General features: G+C 57.5%; 20 protein-coding genes and 3 tRNA genes. 3 read left to right on the forward strand and 20 right to left on the reverse strand.

The annotated features are described in order from the left end of the window. From gspM to uvrY, 20 genes are all read right to left on the reverse strand, one after another. A complete protein-coding gene (gene gspM / locus ACMG4M_RS09420; protein WP_035244455.1) occupies nucleotides 1–516 on the reverse strand; it encodes a type II secretion system protein GspM in 516 nt (171 codons plus the stop codon). Beyond that, nucleotides 513–1649, reverse strand: a complete 1137-nt coding sequence (gene gspL / locus ACMG4M_RS09425) for a type II secretion system protein GspL (RefSeq protein WP_414429865.1) — start codon at nucleotides 1647–1649, stop codon at nucleotides 513–515. The genes gspM and gspL overlap by 4 nt, the downstream gene beginning before the upstream one ends. Before the next feature lie 70 nt (nucleotides 1650–1719). Further along, nucleotides 1720–2769, reverse strand: a complete 1050-nt coding sequence (gene gspK / locus ACMG4M_RS09430; RefSeq protein WP_414429866.1) for a type II secretion system minor pseudopilin GspK — start codon at nucleotides 2767–2769, stop codon at nucleotides 1720–1722. Then, entirely contained in the window at nucleotides 2760–3398 is a 639-nt protein-coding gene (gene gspJ / locus ACMG4M_RS09435) for a type II secretion system minor pseudopilin GspJ (RefSeq protein WP_035244460.1), read from the reverse strand. The genes gspK and gspJ overlap by 10 nt, the downstream gene beginning before the upstream one ends. Beyond that, on the reverse strand, nucleotides 3395–3775 hold the full coding sequence (gspI, locus tag ACMG4M_RS09440; RefSeq protein ID WP_035244461.1) for a type II secretion system minor pseudopilin GspI: 381 nt from the start codon (nucleotides 3773–3775) through the stop codon (nucleotides 3395–3397). Before gspI ends, gspJ begins: the two co-directional genes overlap by 4 nt. Then, entirely contained in the window at nucleotides 3772–4401 is a 630-nt protein-coding gene (gspH, locus tag ACMG4M_RS09445) for a type II secretion system minor pseudopilin GspH (protein ID WP_272961776.1), read from the reverse strand. The genes gspI and gspH overlap by 4 nt, the downstream gene beginning before the upstream one ends. A 1-nt stretch (nucleotide 4402) precedes the next feature. Continuing rightward, nucleotides 4403–4828 (reverse strand): type II secretion system major pseudopilin GspG, encoded by a 426-nt coding sequence (gspG, locus tag ACMG4M_RS09450; RefSeq protein WP_035244463.1) that lies wholly within the window; start codon nucleotides 4826–4828, stop codon nucleotides 4403–4405. 8 nt (nucleotides 4829–4836) lie between these two features. Continuing rightward, nucleotides 4837–6057: a type II secretion system inner membrane protein GspF gene (gene gspF, locus ACMG4M_RS09455; protein ID WP_035244465.1), complete on the reverse strand. Its 1221-nt coding sequence runs from the start codon at nucleotides 6055–6057 to the stop codon at nucleotides 4837–4839. 15 nt (nucleotides 6058–6072) lie between these two features. Further along, complete coding sequence (gspE, locus tag ACMG4M_RS09460; protein WP_414429867.1) at nucleotides 6073–7575, reverse strand: type II secretion system ATPase GspE; 1503 nt, start codon at nucleotides 7573–7575, stop codon at nucleotides 6073–6075. Between the two features lies 1 nt (nucleotide 7576). Beyond that, nucleotides 7577–8713, reverse strand: coding sequence for a response regulator (locus ACMG4M_RS09465; protein ID WP_035244467.1), 1137 nt, complete (start codon nucleotides 8711–8713; stop codon nucleotides 7577–7579). Nucleotides 8714–8720: 7 nt separating this feature from the next. Then, nucleotides 8721–9302: a chemotaxis protein CheB gene (locus ACMG4M_RS09470; RefSeq protein ID WP_232221957.1), complete on the reverse strand. Its 582-nt coding sequence runs from the start codon at nucleotides 9300–9302 to the stop codon at nucleotides 8721–8723. After that, entirely contained in the window at nucleotides 9299–9781 is a 483-nt protein-coding gene (locus tag ACMG4M_RS09475; RefSeq protein ID WP_035244471.1) for a two-component system response regulator, read from the reverse strand. Before ACMG4M_RS09475 ends, ACMG4M_RS09470 begins: the two co-directional genes overlap by 4 nt. A gap of 13 nt (nucleotides 9782–9794) precedes the next feature. After that, complete coding sequence (locus ACMG4M_RS09480) at nucleotides 9795–10658, reverse strand: CheR family methyltransferase (RefSeq protein WP_035244473.1); 864 nt, start codon at nucleotides 10656–10658, stop codon at nucleotides 9795–9797. Nucleotides 10659–10676: 18 nt separating this feature from the next. Beyond that, nucleotides 10677–14348 (reverse strand): response regulator, encoded by a 3672-nt coding sequence (locus ACMG4M_RS09485; protein ID WP_272961775.1) that lies wholly within the window; start codon nucleotides 14346–14348, stop codon nucleotides 10677–10679. Nucleotides 14349–14595: 247 nt separating this feature from the next. After that, a tRNA-Leu gene (locus ACMG4M_RS09490) sits at nucleotides 14596–14681 on the reverse strand. A gap of 22 nt (nucleotides 14682–14703) precedes the next feature. After that, a tRNA-Cys gene (locus ACMG4M_RS09495) sits at nucleotides 14704–14777 on the reverse strand. Between the two features lie 53 nt (nucleotides 14778–14830). Then, nucleotides 14831–14906: transfer RNA gene (locus ACMG4M_RS09500), tRNA-Gly, on the reverse strand. Between the two features lie 162 nt (nucleotides 14907–15068). Next, complete coding sequence (gene pgsA / locus ACMG4M_RS09505) at nucleotides 15069–15668, reverse strand: CDP-diacylglycerol--glycerol-3-phosphate 3-phosphatidyltransferase (RefSeq protein ID WP_084573356.1); 600 nt, start codon at nucleotides 15666–15668, stop codon at nucleotides 15069–15071. Nucleotides 15669–15869: 201 nt separating this feature from the next. Continuing rightward, the gene (gene uvrC / locus ACMG4M_RS09510; RefSeq protein ID WP_414429868.1) at nucleotides 15870–17693 is read right to left on the reverse strand and encodes an excinuclease ABC subunit UvrC; all 1824 of its coding nucleotides are present in this window, start codon (nucleotides 17691–17693) and stop codon (nucleotides 15870–15872) included. A gap of 71 nt (nucleotides 17694–17764) precedes the next feature. Beyond that, nucleotides 17765–18418, reverse strand: coding sequence for a UvrY/SirA/GacA family response regulator transcription factor (gene uvrY / locus ACMG4M_RS09515; RefSeq protein ID WP_035244478.1), 654 nt, complete (start codon nucleotides 18416–18418; stop codon nucleotides 17765–17767). A 316-nt stretch (nucleotides 18419–18734) separates the two neighbouring features. Between uvrY and ACMG4M_RS09520 the strand changes: the two genes are divergently transcribed. Genes ACMG4M_RS09520 through ACMG4M_RS09530 form a run of 3 tightly spaced genes read left to right on the forward strand, consistent with a single transcriptional unit; the run spans nucleotide 18735 to nucleotide 21699 of the window. Continuing rightward, nucleotides 18735–20408, forward strand: a complete 1674-nt coding sequence (locus ACMG4M_RS09520) for a carbon starvation protein A (protein WP_414429869.1) — start codon at nucleotides 18735–18737, stop codon at nucleotides 20406–20408. After that, entirely contained in the window at nucleotides 20408–20677 is a 270-nt protein-coding gene (locus ACMG4M_RS09525; RefSeq protein WP_052042422.1) for a cory-CC-star protein, read from the forward strand. Before ACMG4M_RS09520 ends, ACMG4M_RS09525 begins: the two co-directional genes overlap by 1 nt. Continuing rightward, nucleotides 20677–21699, forward strand: coding sequence for an ArsA family ATPase (locus tag ACMG4M_RS09530; RefSeq protein WP_272961771.1), 1023 nt, complete (start codon nucleotides 20677–20679; stop codon nucleotides 21697–21699). Before ACMG4M_RS09525 ends, ACMG4M_RS09530 begins: the two co-directional genes overlap by 1 nt. Nucleotides 21700–21778 lie beyond the last annotated feature (79 nt).

The raw sequence follows: 21778 nt of genomic DNA on the forward strand, positions 1-21778 counted from the left end.
TTATTGCTGCAGAGTTGCCCGAACAGTTGCAGTGCCGGATTTGCCTCCCGGCGTCATTTCCAGGTTCCCCAGCTGCACCCCCTTCTCTTGCAGGGACTGCAACCAGAGCACGGTCTGGGCGGCAGGCTGTTCTTCAAGCTGGATACGGACTGAGCGATTGCCATCCGGGGAAAAGCCTTTCAGGGTAAGGCCAAACTCATCCGCACTGCGGCTCACATCACTGACCCAGTTGTCGGGCAAACGGCTATTGCTGTTGCTGCCGGCACGGGCGGCCTGCACCGCGCCGCTGTTAGCGTTGATCCATTCCAAGGTCTGCATGTTAGCCACGTATTGCTGGCGGGCTTGATCCCTGGCAGCCAGTGACGGCGCCCAGATCAGCCAATACAGCACCACGAAAACCGCCACCCCGGCGAGCACTTTGAGTACCGTTTTTTCGCGGGCTTCTCGGCTGGCATACCATTGCTCCAGCTGCGACCAGCGTTCGGAAGCCAGTTTCTTCAATTCAGCAGATGTCATCCTGGCTGCTCCACCTTGATCCGCGCACTGACGCCCTGTGCGCCGTTGCGATAATTGGCAATGGAAGCATTGCCTCCCTGCTTCCTTATGGCATTCTGCAGGGCTTCAAGCTGGGCATAATCCTTGGCACCCACATCCACCAGCAACACATTCTGACGCTGATCATACTGGAGCCGCTTGGGCTCCATTTTCATGTCCTTGAGTACCTGCGCTACCGGCGCCAGCAGCGGGAAAAAGGCCGCTCCGCCACCATCAGCACCGCCACCGAGGCGGGCCAGGCGGCCCTGGAACTGGCGATTCAGTGCAGAGGTTGCCTTGTCTCCGGGAAATAACTGCTCGTAACGATTCTTGGCTTGCGCCAGGGCGGCATCCGCCGCCTGCTGGTAACGCCATTGCTGCACCCAAACAGCCACTACAGCAACCAGGAAGACGGCCGCGGCCAGATAGGCAACCGGACGCCAGGGCCCAAGCAGTGCACTTTCCCTGCGGTTCTGGCGTGGCATATAGGGGCCGGTAAGCAGCTCCTGGCCATGGCGATGGCGCAGGTCAGTAAACAGGGCTTGCAGGTCGACCTGACGGGCCTGATCCAGGCTATCGCCTAACAGGGGAGCAAACGCTTCCTGCTGGTCTTCGTCGATGACCAGACCCTGCTCCCGGTCAATTAACAACAGTTGTTGGCCATTCCCCAGGTCTGCAGTTAAAGGCAGCATGGCCTGCAGGCAATCCGCATCGACCTGTAAAGAGGCCAGGTGGGCACCGGCCTCCCCAGCCCATTGCTTGAGGTTGGTGATCAGTTCGCGACGCACCGCCGACACCTGATAGTCGTCGCCACTACCCTTGCGGGAAACGAACCAAAGGTCATCCGGATTATCGAGCAGCTGCTCTTCCAGCAAATAAGGAAGCACGCGCTGGAGGTGACGCGCCTGTTTCCGGCTGAGAGTGACATGGGTCAGCCTTGCACAGGAAACACTGACAACCACAGAGACGTTGCTGCCCTGACAGGCAGCCAGCGCCTCACCCAGCGCAAGCCATTGTACGGTTTCACCGTTGCGGGACTGGTAAAGCACCGGGTTGTCCGGTTGCCATTCGGTTTCCCCGGCGCCGGCAAGGTAAATCAAGGGAGCATCTGCCACGCTAATCCGTCCTTCCATCATTATTCTTCAGCATGCACCACGCTCTTGCGGGGCTACATCTGGCTTTTAATCAGGTACCGGCAGCATTGTAGAAGGGATTGCATGCCGGTTCGAGTGGCGTCAGCAGTGGACTGACCTGACGACTGAACACGGAGGTTGTTTTCCCTTGGCCATTGGCACGATGAAGGCGGCTGACCAGGCGACTGAGCTGGCCGTCCACTTCCACATCTACCATTACCTGAAAATACTCACTGCTGACACCCAATAGACTGGCAAGATCATTCTTCACATTGGCGGAAAGGCCATTGAAAGCCCCCAGCTGCATCATACTGTTTATATCGGTGATGGGCTCCTCCTTGCGCGCCTGCAGTACTGCCTGTACTGCTGCGGCGCCAGCCACGTCACCAATAACGGCATCCAGCACTTGCGGCGGCGCAGTATTCACATTCAACGTGGTGCCCAAGGGTAACGCAGTGAACAGCCCCCACACCATGGCGTCCTTGGGCTGGTTTGTTAGGCGGAAACTAAGCAACGCGCGCAACTCGGATTCGTGCGCCGCCGGCATATTAGGTGTGCGGCGGCTACGGTATTCCGGATCTTCCGCCCCTTCCACATTGTCGACAATATTGTTGCTGTCCAGCCAGTCGGCCATTTCATTGGCCAGCCGCGAAGCATTGGCCTCACCGGGAAAGGTCTGCTCGATCAGGCGGGTCAATTGAGAGATGGCCTGGGGGCTGCGAATAAACTCATCACCGGAAGCAGTGATCAGCCAGTTCAGATTAAAGCGACCCTGCAGATCCTGAACGCTGGCACTGAGCATGGCATCGTCGTAGGGCGTCGGCGGCAACTGCACTGCCCACTGCTCCTCGACACAGTCGTCCACCATGGCATTGTTATTGCGATCATCATCCAGATCATCGATCAGCCCCTGCTGGGCCACCACTTCAGCCGCCATGGCGTATTGATAGCGTTTATCCCATTGCAGCAGGTTATCTGCCCGGGTCAGGAACCGATCCTGGCGGAAGATAATTTCCAGGGTAATGGTGGTCAGAATAGCGAACAGCATCAGCACGATAATCAGTGCCACCCCCTGCTGCTTTCTTCGAGGCGTCAGGCCCATGGATTCACCACCGTACGGTAAAACCGGTGAATGGTATCGCCATCTTCCAGCTCGATTTCCACCTCGATGCTTTTCGGTAACCGTTGCTGCCAGACCGGAACGGCAGCCAGGGCCACGTCCGGCCACAGTTCCAGCCATTGCCACTCGCCCTGTGGAGTCTTGTCCAGATAACGCACCGTAAAACGGGCCACGTCGTCGATCAGCACGTCTTCCTGATATTCGGTGGCCACATTGGTATCAAGCACCGGCCAGTAACGGCGATAGAGTTTGCCATCTTCCAGGGTATAGATAACCCGCTGCATTTCGCTGCGCTGTCGCAGCCCGAAGGGGTTGGACCAACCCAGCCGGGTAAATTCCACATAATTGTCACGCCCGATGATGGCGGGCTGCGGGTCACCATAGGGGTCGCGGACCGGACGACTGATCAGCTGTTCGAAATCCAGGGTCAGGTAGGTGATGGCGCGCTGGTTGCGTTCCATGATGCTAGCGTTGGCATTGAGTTGCTCACGGCCCTGCAGCGCACTGCCGAGGAAACTGGCTACCCACACATAGATAAACGCAAAGATGGCGATAGTGACAACCATCTCCAGCAGCGTGAACCCTTTGTTCGCAGAGCGCCCTGTGATCATGACGCCGGCTTGCCGATCAAGCTAGCCAAGCGGTAGGCCATACCACCCTTGTCGTCACCCTGAAGCGGGCCCACTTCGATATCCACACGCCGGGTATCCGGGTAAGGGCCTTCTGAAATGGTGGTTTCTATCCACCAGTCACGGCCGTTACGGGTGACTTCACTGTCGGAGGTGCCCGTGGTTGGCCATTGCTGGTACACCTGCATTTCCACCAGTTTGTCAGACGCCACCAGGAACCCCAGATGGGTCTCGTTGATATTGGTGTAAGCCCTGGCAGTGGCGCCCATGCTCTGGCCGAGAGTGACCATAACCAGCGCCAGAATGGACACGGCGACCAGCACTTCGACCAACGTAAAACCCCGCTGTCCACTCCTCACTGTTCGCTCTCCTCGTCATCCCTGGCGTCGGGATCACTGAACTGGCCCAGGGCGGACACACGCAAACGTTGCTCGGCTTCCAGATCATCATAGGCACGAAGCGTCAGTGTCAGCGGCGAGACCTCACCACTGGGGAAGAAAAATACCTGGGGAAAAACCGCCTCGTCCTGATCGGAGTCGTCGCTTTGTTCGCCATCAAGCAATTCCTTGCCCGACCCGGCCATCACATCGTCCTGAACCAGGGTTTCGGCCACCTCACTCAGGCTGGCCTGATCTTCACCCAGATCATCCAGCTCCCAGACCAGTTCCAGTGAAGGCGGCAGTTTGTGAGCCTTCAGCGCCGTATCATCCACGGGCAGAAAATCACCCTCGATTCTGTCGTAGGCCAGTGGGGTCCAGCCGGTGGCTTCCAGTCGCAGGGCCAGCAATTGACCGGAGAAAAGGCTGCGCTCATTGAGTAGTGCCAAGGTGTCTTCCAGGCGGGCGGCTTCCTCCTCGAGCTGTCGGTCGTCGCTGGTCCAGTTGCCCTGGGACACCAGCACCGCCGTGAGCAGCCCCATCAGCATCACCACCACCATGATTTCCAGCAGTGTGAATCCAGCCTGACCGACGGGGCGTAGGCGCATGTTACTGAATGTCGCGCCAGTTGATGTCCGCATCAGAACCTTCACCACCCTCTACCCCATCGGCGCCAAGGGAAAGCAGATCGAAAGGCCCTTCGACACCGGGGCTGATATAGACATAGTCGTTATTCCAGGCATCCTCGGGTACGCTGGACAGATAACCACCGTCAGGCCATTTGCGGGCAGACGCCGGGCGCTCAACCAATGCATTGAGCCCTTCTTCACTGGAGGGGTAACTGCCGTTGTTGAACTTGTAGAGATCCAGCTGCTGGACAATCTTGCCCATGTTGGCCTTGGTCAAGTCCACTTTAGCCCCTTCACCCTGGCCGATAACATTGGGCACGATAACTGCGGCCAGCAGGCCGATAATGGCCACAACCACCATAATTTCCAGCAGGGTAAACCCCGACATGGCGCCTTTCGTTTTCATTCTTCCACCTATCCGGCTAGTAAATTGTTCATCTGCATGATGGGCAACATGACCGACAGCACGATAAGCACCACCACACCCGCCATGAACAGCAGCATGATGGGGCCCAGCAGGCCCACCATAGTACTGACAGTGCTACTCAGTTCCCGTTCCTGGTAATCCGCCGCCCGGGTGAGCATATGATCCAGCTCACCGCTGGCTTCGCCACTGGCAATCATCTGTACCAGCATGGGCGGAAAATACCCACTGGCATCCAGGGCCCGACTCAGGCTACCGCCCTCGCGAACCTTGGCGGCGGCATTCTTGACCGCGTTTCTTACCTCAAGGTTACCGACCACCTGGGCGGCAATAAACAGGGCATCCACCAGGGGGACCCCGGAACGACCGAGAATCCCAAGAGTGCTGGCGAGGCGGGCACTGTCGGCGGCCCTCAACATGGTGCCCACCATCGGCATGGTGACCAGCCTGCGGTGCACCCGCAAACGGAATGCGGGGTCGCGCATCGCCCGCATGAAAGCCACAATCGCGACTATAATCAGCAGCATCAGCAGCCAGCCCCAGTCGCGGGTAAAGTCGCTGAGAGCCATAACAATACGGGTCAATAACGGTAAAGACTGGTCCCGTCCTTCGAACACAGCCACCAGTTTGGGCACCACGAAGGTCATCATCAGCATGATGACAATGGTGGCAAACACCATGATAAAGGCTGGGTAGATCATCGCCTGAGCGACCGAGCGCCCGGTGTCATGGCGGGTCTCCAGGTAATCCGCCAATTGCTCAAGGACCTGTTCCAGGTGACCGCTCTGCTCGCCTGCCGCCACGGTGGCACGGTACATTTCCGGGAAAGCTCGAGGAAAAGATTCGAAGCTGTGGGCAAGACTGAAGCCCTCGCGCACCCTGGCGCGAACCGCCAGGATGATCCGTTCGATACGGTCATTGGCAGCCTGCTTGGCCACCGCCGAAAGGGCCTGCTCGACAGGCAGGCCGGATTTGAGAAGCGTGGCCAGTTGACGGGTCAACAATGCCTGCTCGGCGCCATTGAGCTTGCCGGAACCGGAAAAACGCCCCAGGCCGGCAGAGCTGCTGCTGTCCTGAGCCTCGTTGACCTCAATGGGAACCCAGCCCTTGTCACGGAGCTGTTGGCGTACCTGGCGAGCACTGTCGGCTTCCAGGGTGCCTTTCTTGATTTTGCCCCTGTGATCCAGGGATCGGTATTCGAATGCAGGCATGGATCAGGGGTCCGGTCAGTCTTCGCGGGTCACACGCAATACTTCTTCGACACTGGTGTGTCCACCCAATACTTTACGCCAGCCATCCTCGCGGATGCCACTGGTGAGGGTACGGGCGTGTCGGTTCAATGCCAGCTCGCCTGCCTGGTCATGGATCAGCTGGCGCATGGTTTCATCAATCAGTACCAACTCGTATATACCAGTTCGCCCACGGTAGCCCTGCTGATTACAGGCATCACAACCGTTTGGATGATAGAGCGTACAGGATTCCCCTTCCGGCAACCCTATCATTCTCAACTCGCTGGCACTGGGCTGGTACGGCGTCTTGCAGTCATCACACAAGACCCTCACCAGCCGCTGTGCCAGCGCGCCAAGCAGGGAGCTGGAGAGCAGGAAGGGCTCGATCCCCATATCCTGCAGCCGGGTCATGGCGCCCACGGCAGTATTGGTATGTAGCGTAGAGAGCACCAGGTGACCAGTGAGTGATGCCTGCACGGCAATTTCAGCGGTTTCCAGGTCACGGATTTCACCCACCATCACCACATCCGGATCTTGGCGAAGAATCGCGCGCAGCCCGCGAGCAAAGGTCATATCCACCTTGGTGTTGACCTGAGTCTGGCCGATACCTTCGAGTTGATACTCGATGGGATCTTCCACAGTGAGAATGTTACGGGTGCTGTCGTTGAGATCCGCCAGTGAGGCGTACAACGTCGTGGTCTTACCGGACCCGGTAGGCCCGGTGACCAGGATAATACCGTGGGGCTTGTGAATCAGCTCACGCATGTGCTGGTCGCACTCTTCGCCCATGCCCAGATGGGAGAGCTGCAGTCGCCCTGCCTGCTTGTCGAGCAGACGCAACACCACACGCTCACCATTACTGGATGGCATGGTGGACACCCGCACATCCACGTCCCGGCCACCGATTCTCAGGGAGATACGGCCGTCCTGGGGAATCCGTTTCTCGGCAATGTCCAGCCGTGCCATTACCTTGATTCGCGAAACCAGTAGTGGCGCGAGCTCCCGTTTCGGGGTGAGTATTTCACGCAATACCCCATCGACCCGCATGCGAACTACCAGGCGGCGCTCGAAGGTTTCAATATGAATATCGGAGGCATCCTCGCGGATCGCTTCCTGCAACAGGGCGTTGATCAGCCGGATAATCGGCGCATCATCTTCCTGTTCCAGCAAATCAGAGGTTTCCGGCAATGAATCCGCGAGACTGGCCAGATCCAGTCCTTCCAGATCACCGGCCGCCTCCGCGGCAGCGCCGCGCTGCTGCTCATAGGCGATGGCCATGGCAGAGGTAAAAGCAGCATCATCCATGGGTACCAGCGACGGCAGCCGACCTATATAACGCTGGACCTCACTAAGCGCGGACAGCGGCACATCCTTTCGGTAGCACAACTCGCGGTGGCCATCCTTTTCTCGCAACAGCACACCATAGCGCCGGGCAAACCCATAAGGCAGCAGCGACGGGGGAAGGTCTTTATTTTCCGGCGTCTCGATGTGCTCGCTCATTTCAGTATTTGTCCATCAGATTCTCGATCACATTCGCCGTGATCTCTGTCAGTTCCATGAACTGGAAACCCACCTGGTATTCCCCGGGAGCATCCAGAATTTCCGACCATACCACCCGGGCATCGAAGCTGATGGTGTTTACCCCGGCAATCTGATCCGGCAACACCATCCCCATATGCAATACTTCGCCATGGGGAAGCTCCCGACGGGTAAACAGCTTGAAGCCATCCAGGCTGATATTCATCAGACGGCCCACGTTACCACCGGTACTGCGATCGAACACCACCATTTCCCGAAACAGCTTCTTGCGCGGGTGGCGGCGATGATCCTTGCGGCTGTCTCTCACATCATTTTCGTCGTCAGCCCTACGCAACACAATGACGACACCGGTAAAATTGCCGGAATCATCGTTGATGGCGTTGCCACGCACCGACAAGGCTACCAGTCCGTCTTCATCCTGTGTGTACAGGCTGTGTTCGTTTTTCCAGCCCTCACCTTGCTGACAGGCCTGACGCAACGGCGAGTCCTTCCACTCCCAGCGACGCTTGCCGGTATCATCATTGAAGATCAGCGCCGCAATATCCTTACCTACCAGTTCATCGCGAGGGCGGCGCAGCAGCGCACAGGCTGCCTCATTGCAGAAAGACACCTTGCCGCGGGCATCAGCCCCTATCAGAGCCTCGCCGAGGGCGTGTAGCAGGCGTTCGTTTTCGTCCTTCAGGCGTTTCATCTGTACCACAGCCTGCTGCAGTTTCTTTCGCTGGCGATCCAGCTCAAGAAACACATTGACCTTGGCTTCCAGTATTTTCTGGTCGATGGGCTTGAACAGATAGTCCACCGCGCCACATTCATAGCCCTTGAACACGTATTTCTGCTCTTTGGAGAGGGCGGTAACGAAAATGATGGGGATATGGCGGGTTTTGTTGTTCTTGCGCATCAGCTCGGCGACTTCAAAGCCGTCCATATCCGGCATTTGCACATCCAGCAACACCAGCGCGAAATCATATTTCAGAGCCAGCGAGAGAGCCTCGTTACCTGATTGTGCCATAACGAGGTTACGCCCTTCCCCATCGAGAATTGCTTCAAGGGCGATAAGATTTTCCCTGTGGTCATCCACAACCAAAATGTTTTGCTTCATAGGTCTACTACCCTGGAACCTGTTCTGCCAGAAAGGGCCCGATTGCTTCAAGATCGAGCACTCTGGAAACCGCACCTGTTTTTATTGCCGCTTCGGGCATGGCCGGTGCTTCTGCACTTACCGGTGACTGGGCAATGGTGAACCCGCCACGACGGTGAATATAGTCAATTCCTTTTGCACCATCTTCATTGGCGCCGGTAAGAATAACCCCGACAAGCTGTTTTCCGTAAACCGCCCCCGCGGAAAGAAACAGCTCGTCTACCGATGGGCGAGAAAAGAGTACAGCCCTTCCAGCAGAAAAAGCCAACGTCCCATCCTCTTCTACCAGCATGTGGTACCCCGGTGGGGCCACATAGACACAACCTGGTTGTATTTCTTCCTTGTCTTCTGGCGCGATCACCGGCAGTTGGCAATAGCGGGCCAGCAACCACGGCAAACGATTTTCCGCGCTGGCATGTTGATGCTGAACCAGCAAGATCGCAGCCGGAAAGTCGGCCGGCAACGCCGACAAGATGCGAGTATACGCATTAAGGCCTCCCCAGGAGGCCCCCATGACAATCGCCTTTACCGGCCCGATTCTGTTTATCACGATGAGTTACCGCTGCCCTCCCCGCGTTGGGTTTTTCCGGCTTCGTAGGCGGCACGATGAGCCTGGGCTTCGCGCAGTTTCTCCTGCAATTCGCGCCGCTGTTTGTCCAGACTGAGAAAGAAATCCACTTTGCTCTTTAGGATCAATGGATCCAGGGGTTTAAACAGGTAATCCACAGCCCCAGCCTGGTAGCCCTTGAATACGTATTTCTTTTCCTTGCTGATGGCAGTCACAAAAATAATGGGGATGGTCTGCGTATCCTTGCGCTGACGCATCAATTCTGCAACTTCAAAGCCATCCATGCCTGGCATCTGCACATCCAGAAGCACCAGAGAAATATCTTCCTTAAGCAGAACCTTTAAGGCTTCCTGACCGGAATGCGCCTTGATCAGGGTGCGCCCCTCGCCTTCCAGGACTGCCTCCAGCGACACCAGGTTGGCGGGTTGGTCATCCACGAGTAGCAGCTTCTGCACTATCATTGGTTGTCTCTAGTCATGCGTGGTGAAGTAATTGACGCTTGCGGAAAATTCGCAGCGGTGTGTTGATCACATCAAAGGTCTCTTCCTGACCACTGAAACGCAGGCTTTCCTTGGTGCCGAGGCAGAGATAGCCGCCCATGTCCAGGCTGTCACTGAACAGTCGAATCACTCGGGCCTGCAGGGCGCGATCAAAGTAGATCAGCACATTGCGGCACAGGATAACGTGCATTTCACCAAAAACCTGATCCGTTGCCAGGTCATGGTCAGCAAAAACGATATTGCGCTTGAGGCGCTGCTCCATAATCACGCTGTCATAGCGCGCGGTGAAGTAGTCAGACAGTGAGTGTCGCCCCCCTGCCCTGCGATAATTGTCACCATACTGCTTTACCGCCTCAATGGAATAGATCCCTTTTTTGGCGGAGGCCAGCACATTCTTGTCGATATCGGTGGCATAGATCATGGCGCGGTCGTAGAGCCCTTCTTCCTCCAGAAGGATGGCCATGGAATAAATTTCCTCGCCGGTTGAGCAACCGGCATGCCATATCTTGATAAAGGGAAAGGTTTTCAATACCGGCACCACGTCCTCACGGAAGGCCCGGTAGAACTCCGGATCCCGGTACATCTCGGTCACATTGACGGTGAGATCGTTGAGCAGGGTCACGAAGAACGGCCGGTCCCGCAGTACCTTGTCGGTCATTTCCATGATCGAGGCGAAGCCGGACATGGTCATCCGATGCATGACCCGGCGACGAATGGAGGCCTTGCTGTAGGAGCGAAAATCGTACCCGTACATCTGGTAGATAGCCTCCAGCAACAGCCGGATCTCGATATCCTCCACATTGATCTCATCATCATCGATGGGGTACGGCTCAGCCATTTATTGATCCTCCAGGGCCTACTTGTGGAGCCAAACCCGCAACAGCGAGGTGAGTTTTGCCATATCAATCGGCTTGGAGCAATAATCGTTGGCGCCCGCCTGAATACATTTGGCCCGGTCGTCCTTCATGGCCTTGGCGGTGAGTGCCAGCATCGGCAGTTTCTGGAAGCGGGCCTGCTCGCGGATATGCGTCATGGCCTCATAGCCATCCATCTCCGGCATCATGATATCCATCAGCACGATATCCATATCCGGGTGCTCTTCCAGAACATCCAGTGCTTCTCGACCATTGTTGGCAATGGTGATATCGAAACCCAGCTCTTCAAGCTGGGCCGACAGCGCATAGATATTGCGCATATCATCATCCACCAGCAGTAGCTGCTTACCTTCGAAAATATCGTCACGATGCTCGATGGCATCCGTGCTGGTGCGGCGGTTGGCCGGCAACGTGGACTCCAGCCAGTGCAGGAACAGGGACGCTTCATTCAGCAGCCGCTCATGAGAGCGCTCTGTCTTGAGAATGATCCGGTCAGCGTATTTGCGCAGCTTCGCTTCTTCTTCCCGGGTCATGTCTTTGCCGGTGTAAATGACCACCGGAACGCTGTCATAGCTTTCACTGGCATGAAGGGTTTCCAGCAGTTCGAAACCGCTCATGTCTGGCAGAGTCAAATCCAGAATCATGCAGTCGAACACGGTTTCACGCAGGGCTTTCAGCGCCTCCTCACCACTGGTTGCAGCCGTGATTTCCACCCCTTTCTGGTCAAACAGCTCGCGAATACTCTCGTGCTGGATCTCGCTGTCTTCCACCACCAGCAAACGGCGCACATTGGTTTCGATGGCACCTTCAATCTTGGCAAAGGCAGAGAGGATGTCATCCTGCTTGGCCGGCTTGGTAAGGAAATCGATGGCACCCAGTTCGAGGGCTTTCTTGCGCTCATCACGTCCCGACAGAAAATGCACAGGAATATCCTTGGTGCGCGGGTCTGCCTTGAGTTTTTCCATCACTTCCCAGCCATCAATGCCCGGCAGGCCGATATCCAGAATGATGGCACTGGGGCGGTAGTGGCTGGCGTATTCAAGTGCTGCCTCCCCGTCCGAACAGATATGCCCTTCCAGCCCATAGTCGGCGGCCAATTCCAGCAAGACATTGGCGAATTCGCTGTCATCCTCGACGATCAGTACGGTCTTTTCGCGTACAACGAAATCATCCCGGGCTGTTTCCGCATGCGTCAGTGGTGCGGTATGCGCTTCCGCATTCGTGCCAATATCTGCTTCCTGGGTCGCACCGCTGGCTGACGCTTCCATGGACTCCTCGGAGCCTTCTGGCAGATACAGCATGAAGGTAGAACCCGTGCCTTCCCCGTCACTGTAAAGGCTGATCTCGCCGCCCAGCAGGCGTGCCAGCTCCCGGGAAATGGTCAGCCCCAGGCCGGTACCGCCATATTTCCGGCTGGTAGTCCCATCTGCTTGCTGGAAGGCCTCGAAGATCAGCTTCTGTTTTTCCGACGCAATGCCAGTCCCAGTATCGGTCACAGCAAACTTGATCGTCTGGTCACGCAGCAACTGGCGAGAAGGCAGTGATTCGTCTTCCTCCGGGCGGGCAATGGTCAGCGTCACCGAACCTTGCTCGGTGAATTTCAGGGCGTTGGAAAGCAGATTCTTGATGATCTGCTCCAGGCGCTGACGATCGGTGTAGAAGTAATCGGGCAGGTTGTCGCCCAGATTGACGTGAAAATCCAGATTGCGACTTTCCGCCACATGGGCAAAGTTGCGCCGGAAATGCTCACTAATTTCCTGCGGTGACAGGTCATCAATGATGACATCCATCTTGCCTTCCTCGATCTTGGAAATATCGAGGATATCGTTGATCAGGCTGAGAAGATCCGAGCCGGCAGAATGGATTACCTGGGCGTGTTCTACCTGTTTATCATCCAGATTGCCTTTCTTGTTCTGGCCCAGCGCATTGGAGAGAATCAGGATCGAGTTGAGCGGCGTCCGCAGTTCGTGGCTCATGGTGGAGAGGAACTCGGATTTGTACTTGGAGGACATTTCCAGTTCGCGGATCTTGTCTTCCAGCTCGTGGCGCAGCAGCTCAAGCTCGTCATTCTTCTGCGCCATCTCACTCTTCTGTTCAGTAAGCAAACGCGCCTGGGCTTCCAGCTCTTCGTTGGTAACGCGCAATTCTTCCTGCTGAGCCTGCAAACTCTCTTCAGACGCGCGCAAGGCCTGGGTCTGTGACTCCAGCTCCTCGTTGATCGCCTTGAGTTCTTCCTGCTGCTGCTGCAGGCGTGACTCCGAAGCAGACAGCTCCATGGCCTGCTCTTCCAGGTCTTCATTGACCTGGGCCATCTCTTCTTTCTGTCGCTCAAGAGCGACAGCCTGCTCCTGGGTCTGTTCAAGCATTTGCGCGAGACGCATGCGGCTTTGCACGCTATGCACAGACACCGCGATTACGGACACGCATTGTTCCAGGAATGTCAGGTCTTCGTCACTGAATTCACGGAAAGCGCCGATTTCGAGCACGCCCTTGATCTCATCATCATGGACAACCGGCATCACCATCACATTGCGAGCCTGCCCGGCGCCGGTTCCGGAAGCGATACTGATGTAATCCTCCGGCACCTGCTCCAGGAGGATACTTTTGCGTTCCAGTGCGCACTGGCCAACCAAAGACTCGCCCAGCTTGAAGGTGTTGGCCAGATGCTTGCGCCGCTGCATGGCATAGGAACTACTCAGGGTGAGCTGCTCGGTGGATGGGTCGAAGCTGTAAAACGCCCCCACCTGAGCTTCCAGTACCGGCACCAGGAAACTGAGCATGTTGTTGCCCAGCTGCTCAAAGCTCATCTCACCACGCATGCGGTTGTTGAGCTCAGCCAGATGATTCTTGATGGTTTCCTGGCGGCGGTCCTCGGTGTGGCGCTTTATCAGCGAGTCACGCATCTTGCGAATGGCGTGCAGCAAGTGGCCAGTCTCGTCACGGCCTCCCTTTTCAATCTTGGTATCCCACTTGCCATTGGCAATATTATCGGCCGCGTTCACTGCGCCTTCCAGTGGCAAGGTAATGGCGCGTGTGACACGCAGGGCAATCAGGGCCAATAAGGTAAAGGCAACCAGCCCAAGGAACAGGCCGATTTTCTGGGTACTGAGATTATCGGAACGACTGGAATTGAGCGTGTCGCGAAACGCTTCGTAGCGTTGCTTCTCAAACGCTTTCTGGTGGGTCTCGTAGGCATCCTGCAGGCTGCGAACATGGCTGATGCGCTGATACAGATCATCCGAAGCCGTATCGTTGTCAATCAGGCTGCGCGCCAGAGTGGTGGCTTCACCAATGTAGGCACTGAAACTACTGCGCAAGTCTTCAACGCTGCCCGACAGGCTGGGGTCGGTGCGACGGATATCCGCCAGCCGTTGCTCGAACTCGGCGGCACGACTCTGCGCTTCCTGTAAGAGATCCGGATCGGCCTGGGTGATGGCCGCAATAAAGGACTCACTGATGGCAATGAAATCCACATTGTTGGCGTTAACCAGCTCCAGAACCGGGAAGTCCTGACTCTCGATCCGTTTCAGATGATCAATATTGGTTTCGGCAATGTAGAAGCTGTAGGCCGCATAGACCACAAACAACACAATACCCAGTCCGGCCACAGACAGAATCTTCAGCCGCACAGACAGGTTCTGGAACCAGTTCATTCAGATAGCCCTCTCGCCTTTCCGGCTTTTTGTTCTCAGTGCCCCCCGAAAGGGCTAAGCCTGAATCTGCGATCAGATTGCAGAAGCAGGCTAAGACTAAAGTGTGAGGCTACCAGAAAGCCTGGCAACACGGCAATAAAGTGCCTGAAGTTGCGTAACCAGGTGGTTGATTTGGCTGGAATTATTTTCGACTAGCGGTGATGGCAAATGATACTGGAGATGGAGGGTATAGCAGGAAGGGTAAAGCTGGTGCCCGGGGCGGGACTTGAACCCGCACGACCAAAGGTCAACGGATTTTAAGTCCGTTGCGTCTACCAATTTCGCCACCCGGGCGGTGACCGTGCAGGTCAATAATTGGAGGCGCGGGTCGGAATCGAACCGGCGTTAACGGAGTTGCAGTCCGCTGCATAACCACTCTGCCACCGCGCCTTTAAACTGTTTACCAAGAAAAAACCTCGGCGGAACCGAGGTTTTTGAAAACTTGGAGCGGGAAACGAGATTCGAACTCGCGACCCCAACCTTGGCAAGGTTGTGCTCTACCAGCTGAGCTATTCCCGCTTTTTTCTGCCCCGAATCATGCGTCGTTGCGGGGAAGAATTCTACTCATCGCCCTCCCACTGTCAAGCCGGGCCTGATTGTTTTTTCTGATTTTTCAGCACTTTGACTAAAAAATCCCCGATTCGCACCGCCCTCGGCACCAGGCAGGCTGCCACGGCCGACTCAGTCCCCGCTTTTCAGTAACTCGGGGGCTGCCGCGCGCAGATAGGAGCCCATGGACCAGAGGGTCAACGCCGTAGCCAGATACAGCAGGCCATAACTGAGCCACAACCAGGGGGTCATGACGATATCGCCAAAAGCATCGAAACCAGGCTTCTGGGCCAGCAACAGGGTGATGGCTGTCATCTGGGTCACCGTCTTGATCTTGCCGAGCTGACTTACCGCCACTCTGCCCCGCTGCCCCAGTTCTGCCATCCACTCACGCAGGGCAGACACTGCAATTTCCCGGGAAACGATCACCATGGCGGGCACCGCCAGCCATGCCGTGGCATGAATCTGTACCAGCATCACCAGGGCCACGCCAACGATCAGCTTGTCCGCCACCGGGTCCAGAAAGGCCCCCAGGGGGCTGGTCTGATTCAGGCGCCGTGCCAGGTAGCCGTCCAACCAGTCGGTCACACCCGCAGCCAGAAACAGGGCCGCCGCACACATATCGCTCCATTTGAACGGCAAATAGAACACCAGAACCAGAACGGGAATTGCCAATACACGAATCATGGTCAGAATATTGGGCAAATTCAGGATCGGGCTCGTTTTCTGCATAGGTACTACCGCCAAAATAAGGGCCTGTTGATACGCTGCGCGGCCGTCGCATACCTGAAAAAAGCATGGGAAGCGGCACGAACGCAGGGCATGGCCAGCCTCAATACCCGCGGAACTGGAACACAGCGGGCACTAACAGGCCGAAAGGACCAGTATAACGGAAAGCCGACTGTGACTCATTGCCGATTTTGCGACCAGCGCCTAGTCATGAAACCAATCGTAGAGAGTTTGCGCCATCTGGGCATTGATACCCGGCACCCGCGCCAGCTCTCCGGCGGAGGCATTGCGCAACTGTTTGAGGCCGCCAAAATGTGTCAGCAGCGCCTTGCGGCGCTTCGGGCCAATACCGGGAATCTCGTCCAGGGAGGACTGCTTGCGAGTCTTGCCGCGTCGGGCTCGATGCCCGGTTAGTGCAAACCGGTGGGCCTCATCACGGACCTGTTGCAGCAGATGCAACGCGGAATGGGATGGCCCCGGCACCAGCTCCTGCCCATCAGGCAAATACAACACTTCAAAGCCTGGCCGCCGACTGGGCCCCTTACCAATGCCCATCACCCGAACCCGGTCTTGAAGACCCAGCTCCTGCGCCACATCCCAGGCGCGCTGCATCTGCCCCTTACCACCATCGATCAGCAACAGATCCGGCAATCTGCCCTGCTCCTTGATTACCCGCTGATAGCGACGTCGCACCGCCTCTTCCAGCGCTTCATAGTCATCCCCGGCATGGGCCGGGGCCACGTTGAAGTGCCGGTAGTCGGTTTTCCTGGCTCCCTGCTGATCGAAGACAACACAGGACGCCACCGCTTTCTCACCCTGGGTATGGCTGATATCAAAACACTCGATGCGACGCACCGGCTCATCCGCCCGAAGCAACGCTTCAAGAGACAGAAAACGCTGCTCCATGTGCTCGCGGGCCGCCAGTTCCGCTGCCAGGGATTGCTGGGCATTGGTCTGGGCCATGTCGATCCAGGCAGCCCGCTCGCCTCTTACTCGCCAGGCCAGACGAACCTTCTTGCCCCAATGGCCGCTCAAAGCCTGCTGCAACGCCTCCGCGCTGGTGGGCTCCAGACCCAGCAGGATTTCCTGAGGCTGCACCGGATCTTCCCGGTCGCCCAGGTAATACTGGGCCAGGAACGCTTCCAGAATTTCGTTTTGATCCTCTTCGCCACGGGTATCCGGCCGGAAGGTGCGGTGGCCAAGAATCCGGCCACCGCGAATCATCAACACTTCAACCACTGCCAGGCCATGACGGCTATCAATGGCCACCACATCCAGATTGCCCTGACCGGTTTCCGCGTATTGCTTCTGCTGTACAGATTGAATCGCCGCTAGCTGGTCGCGCACGATCGCGGCCCGCTCGAAATCCAGAGACTGGGACGCGGCATCCATTTCCGCACTAAGCTGCTCGACCACTTCCCTGCTGCGGCCATCGAGGAAGTCCATGGCCAGTTTCACCTGATGGGCATAGGCTTCCTCGCTGACCAGACCAACGCAGGGGGCGGTACAGCGATTGATCTGATGCTGCAGGCAGGGCCGTGTCCGGTTGCGGAAGTAGCTGTCGCTGCAATTGCGCACCCGAAAGACTTTTTCCACCAGGGAAAGCGCTTCCCGTACTGCACCACCACTGGGGTAAGGGCCGAAATAGTGACTGCCGCTGCGACGGCTACCTCGATGAAAGGTGATGCGCGGGAACCGGTCCGCGGAGGTGATACGAATGTAGGGATAGGATTTGTCGTCGCGCAGCAGAATGTTATAGGGCGGCCGCAGCTCCTTGATCAGCGATTGCTCCAGCAGCAAGGCTTCTGCCTCGCTGCCGGTGACCGTAGTCTGGACACTGGCAATACGGCCTACCAAAGCCCGGGTCTTCGCGCTGGTGATGTTCTTCTGGAAATAACTGCTCAGACGCGCCTGTAAATTACGCGCCTTGCCCACATAAAGGACGTCACCGCCATCATTGAGCATGCGATAGACACCCGGCTTGCGGGCACAATGATCCAGAAAATGTTGGGGATCGAACTCTGACAAGGGATAGGTCTCGGCCAGTTACTGCACCAAAAGTGTAACAGTTCCGGCCGGCCTATTACTCCCTTTTGCGTTCAGGAAACGGTGTTCTCTACCGCATCCAGCATGCCATGGCGCACTGCCAGCAACGCCATTTCCACATCGCTGGTCACGCCCAGCTTGTCGAAAATGCGATAACGGTAAGTGTTGACAGTTTTCGGAGACAGGCAAAGTTTATCGGCCACATCCTGCACTTTGTGGCAGTTGACGATCATCATCATGATCTGCAACTCACGCTCTGAGAGCATATCCAGCAGGGATGCATCATCGCCAGTGTAAGGCTTGAGGGCCATGGTCTGGGCAATTTCCGGGCTGATATAACGTTGCCCGGTGGTGACAATCTTGATGGCGCGGACCATTTCTTCCAGGTCCGCACCCTTGGTCATATAGCCTGCGGCACCGGCTTTCATCAGGCGGGAAGGAAAGGGCTCTTCCTCACACATGGTCACGGCGATGACACGAACACCCTCGTCCACGCGCAACAATTTACGGGTTGCTTCAAGACCACCGATACCCGGCATCTTGATGTCCATCAGCACCACATCCGGCACGGTATCCTTGGCCATCTGCACTGCCTGCTCGCCGGAGCTGGCTTCGCCAACCACCCGCAAGCCTTCCACTTCATCCAGCATTCTGGCAATGCCGGTTCTGACCAGATCATGGTCGTCCACTACCAATACTTTGATCATTACTGCTTCCCCCGGGTAATTCCTTTACCCACTTCTTTTTCAGTAAGGCACGAAGGGTAGCGTCTGTGCACCCGCATGCATAGGGTCTTGATATCAAACGATGACATTCCTCACGCCACCCCGGATATTTCCATTCTTGTATGCCCAGCATCCATGCAAAGCAACTATTTTCCAAATCACGACCCAGCCTCGCACAGACCCAAACCAGAACCTGTTAGCCATTGGTCGCGTTGACGCCCGGACTAAAAGCACTAACCATAGGCGTTAACCTGCGCCCCAACGGGCTACCAACAGCGACAATGACAAAGGACACCCCATGAGCGCAATCGTCCTGCTTCTGCTCGGCCTGGGTGGCATGGCCGCCGGCTATTTATTCTACTCCCGCTTTATCGCCACGCGCATCTACAAGCTCGACCCCAATTTTCGCACTCCGGCCCACGAATTCGAGGACGGCGTGGATTTCGTGCCCACCAACCGCTTTGTGCTGTGGGGCCATCACTTCACCTCTGTGGCCGGCGCCGCACCGATTGTCGGGCCTGCCATCGCGGTAATCTGGGGCTGGCTGCCCGCCTTCCTGTGGGTGGTTTTCGGCACCATCTTCTTTGCCGGCGTCCACGACAGTGGCGCCCTGTGGGCCAGCGTACGCAATAGAGCCAAATCCGTTGGCGCCCTGACTGGCGAGGTTGTCGGTCGCCGTGCCCGCACAGTGTTCATGATCGTCATCTTCCTGGTGTTGCTGATGGTCAACGCGGTTTTCGGGGTAGTCATTGCCAAACTGCTGATCAACAACCCCGGCGCCGTCGTGCCGGTGTGGGGCGCCATCGCTGTGGCACTGGTGATCGGCCAGTTGATCTACCGGCGGGTTATCGGCCTGGGTGTGGTTTCCATAGTCGGCGTCATAGCCCTCTACAGCCTTATCTATGTGGGCCCGCAGGTCCCGGTGGAATTGCCGGAACAGGTCGTGGGTCTGTCCGCCAATGCAAGCTGGATACTGCTGCTGTTCGGCTATGCCGCCATCGCCTCCCTGCTGCCGGTGTGGGTGCTGTTGCAGCCACGGGATTACATCAACGGTCTGCAATTATTTGTCGGCCTGATCCTGCTCTACGGCGCCGTGCTCATCGGCAACCCGCAAGTGGTGGCGCCGATGATCAATCATGATGTTCCCGCCGGCACGCCTTCCCTGCTACCTCTGTTGTTTGTCACCATCGCCTGCGGCGCCATCTCCGGCTTCCATGGCCTGGTGGCGTCCGGCACCAGCTCCAAACAACTGGACAAGGAGCCGGATGCCCGTTTTGTCGGCTATTTCGGTGCGGTGGGTGAAGGGGCCCTGGCCCTGGCAGCGATCATTGCGGCGACTGCCGGCTTCGCCACTCTAGCTGACTGGCAGGCCGTCTACACCGCCTTTGGTGATGGCAGCCTCACCGCCTTTGTTAATGGCGGCGCCAATATCCTGGCCGGCGGTACCGGCATGGATGTGGGGGTGGCGGCAACGTTATTGACCGTGATGGCTGCCCTGTTTGCCGGCACCACCATGGATACCGGCTTGCGGCTGCAACGCTATATCTTCCAGGAATGGGGTGAAATCTATCAGCAAAAATGGCTGACCCGCCCCCTGCCCGCCACCCTGTTGGCGGTAGCTAGCTGCCTGCTGCTGGCCTTTGGTGCCGGCGGTGCGGATGGCTCGGGGGGCCTGCTGATCTGGCCGCTTTTCGGGACCACCAACCAGTTGCTCGCCGGCCTCACACTGCTGGTGATTACCATCATGCTGGTCAAACGCGGCCGACCCGCCATTTATACCCTGGCGCCACTGGTATTCCTGCTGGTAATGACCCTGTACGCGCTGCTGATCCAGTTGAAGAGCTTCTATGACAAGTCCGACTGGTTCCTGCTGGGCCTGGACCTGGTAGTCCTGGTGGCAGCCCTGCTGGTCACACTGGAGTGCGCCGCTGCCCTGAAACGAGCCTTCAACGCCCCACCGGAGAGAATCTGATGCCAGGCAAGACGCGGCTGTTTTTCCGCCGCCTGGGAGAACTGGGCGCCCAGTACTACAACGCCCCCTACCGGGCGGCCATTGCCCGCGCCAAACGGGATGAGGAAGATCTGTTCATGTTGCTGGTATTTGCCGAAATGATGGGTGTGCCCAACCCCGCTGCCTGGAGCACGCTGGAGCTGCAACCGCTGCTCATGGACCGCTTCCACGACTGGCATACCCGTATGGGCATGGAACGTTCACCGCTTGACCATTTCCGCTGCTGCTGATGGCTGCAACGTTACTGGATCTGGATCGACTGCTGACGGAAAAATCCCTGCTGATGGTCGGCGGCAAGGGCGGCGTGGGAAAAACCACGACCGCCTCGGCCCTGGCCCTGCGCGCCGCCGACCAGGGACGCCAGGTGCTGCTGGTATCCACCGACCCGGCCCACAGTCTAGCCGACGCCTTCGACCGCCCCATCGGCAACCGCCCTACCCGCCTGGCCCCCAATCTGGTTGCCCTGGAGCTGGACCCGGATCAGGAAGTGGATGCGTATCTGGATCGGGTCAGCGCCCAGATGCGCCGCTTCGCCGGCCCGGACCAGGTGCGGGAACTGGAGAAGCAACTGCGCCTGAGTCGCCAGTCTCCTGGTGCTCAGGAAGCTGCCCTGCTGGAGCGTATCGCCCGCACCATTGACGAAGACAGCCGCGACTTCGACCTGCTGATTTTTGATACCGCGCCTACCGGCCACACCCTGCGGCTACTGAGCCTGCCGGAAGTGATGGCCGCCTGGACCGATGGTCTGCTGCGCCATACTGAAAAGGCACGGACACTGGGCAAGGTGCTCGGTCACCTGACCCCCGGCAAGGACCTGGACAGCCCGCTGCAGGACCCCACCGAGCACGCCACCGCCGATCTGGATCCCCGAAGCCGGGAAGTCGCGGAAACATTGATGGCCAGGCAGCGTTTATTCCACCGCACCCGCAGACAGCTCAGTGATCCGCTGCACACCGCCTTTCTGTTTGTGCTGACCCCGGAGCGGCTACCCATTCTGGAAACCGCCCGTGCCGTAGCGACACTTTCCGACAGCCATATCCCGGTAGCCGGGGCCATCGTCAACCGGGTGCTTGCCGATGCCGCTGACAGTGCCTTTTTCGCCGCCCGGCTGGCACGCCAGCAACGACATATGATCCAACTGGATGAGGCTTTCAAGGGGCTACCCAGAATCCACTTGCCGCTGCTGGAAGACGATATTCAAGGGCTGGATGCGCTTCAAAATTTCGCCGCCCTGCTGGGAGCGACGGTCTAGGTCGGCCTGTTTCGAGCGTTCCATTCCAGTTATGCGCTGCCCAGTTGACTGACCATAAAAAAGCCCACACTCATTTGAG

It is taken from the genome of Alcanivorax sp. IL3 (assembly GCF_047495465.1).
Lineage (GTDB): Bacteria > Pseudomonadota > Gammaproteobacteria > Pseudomonadales > Alcanivoracaceae > Alcanivorax > Alcanivorax jadensis.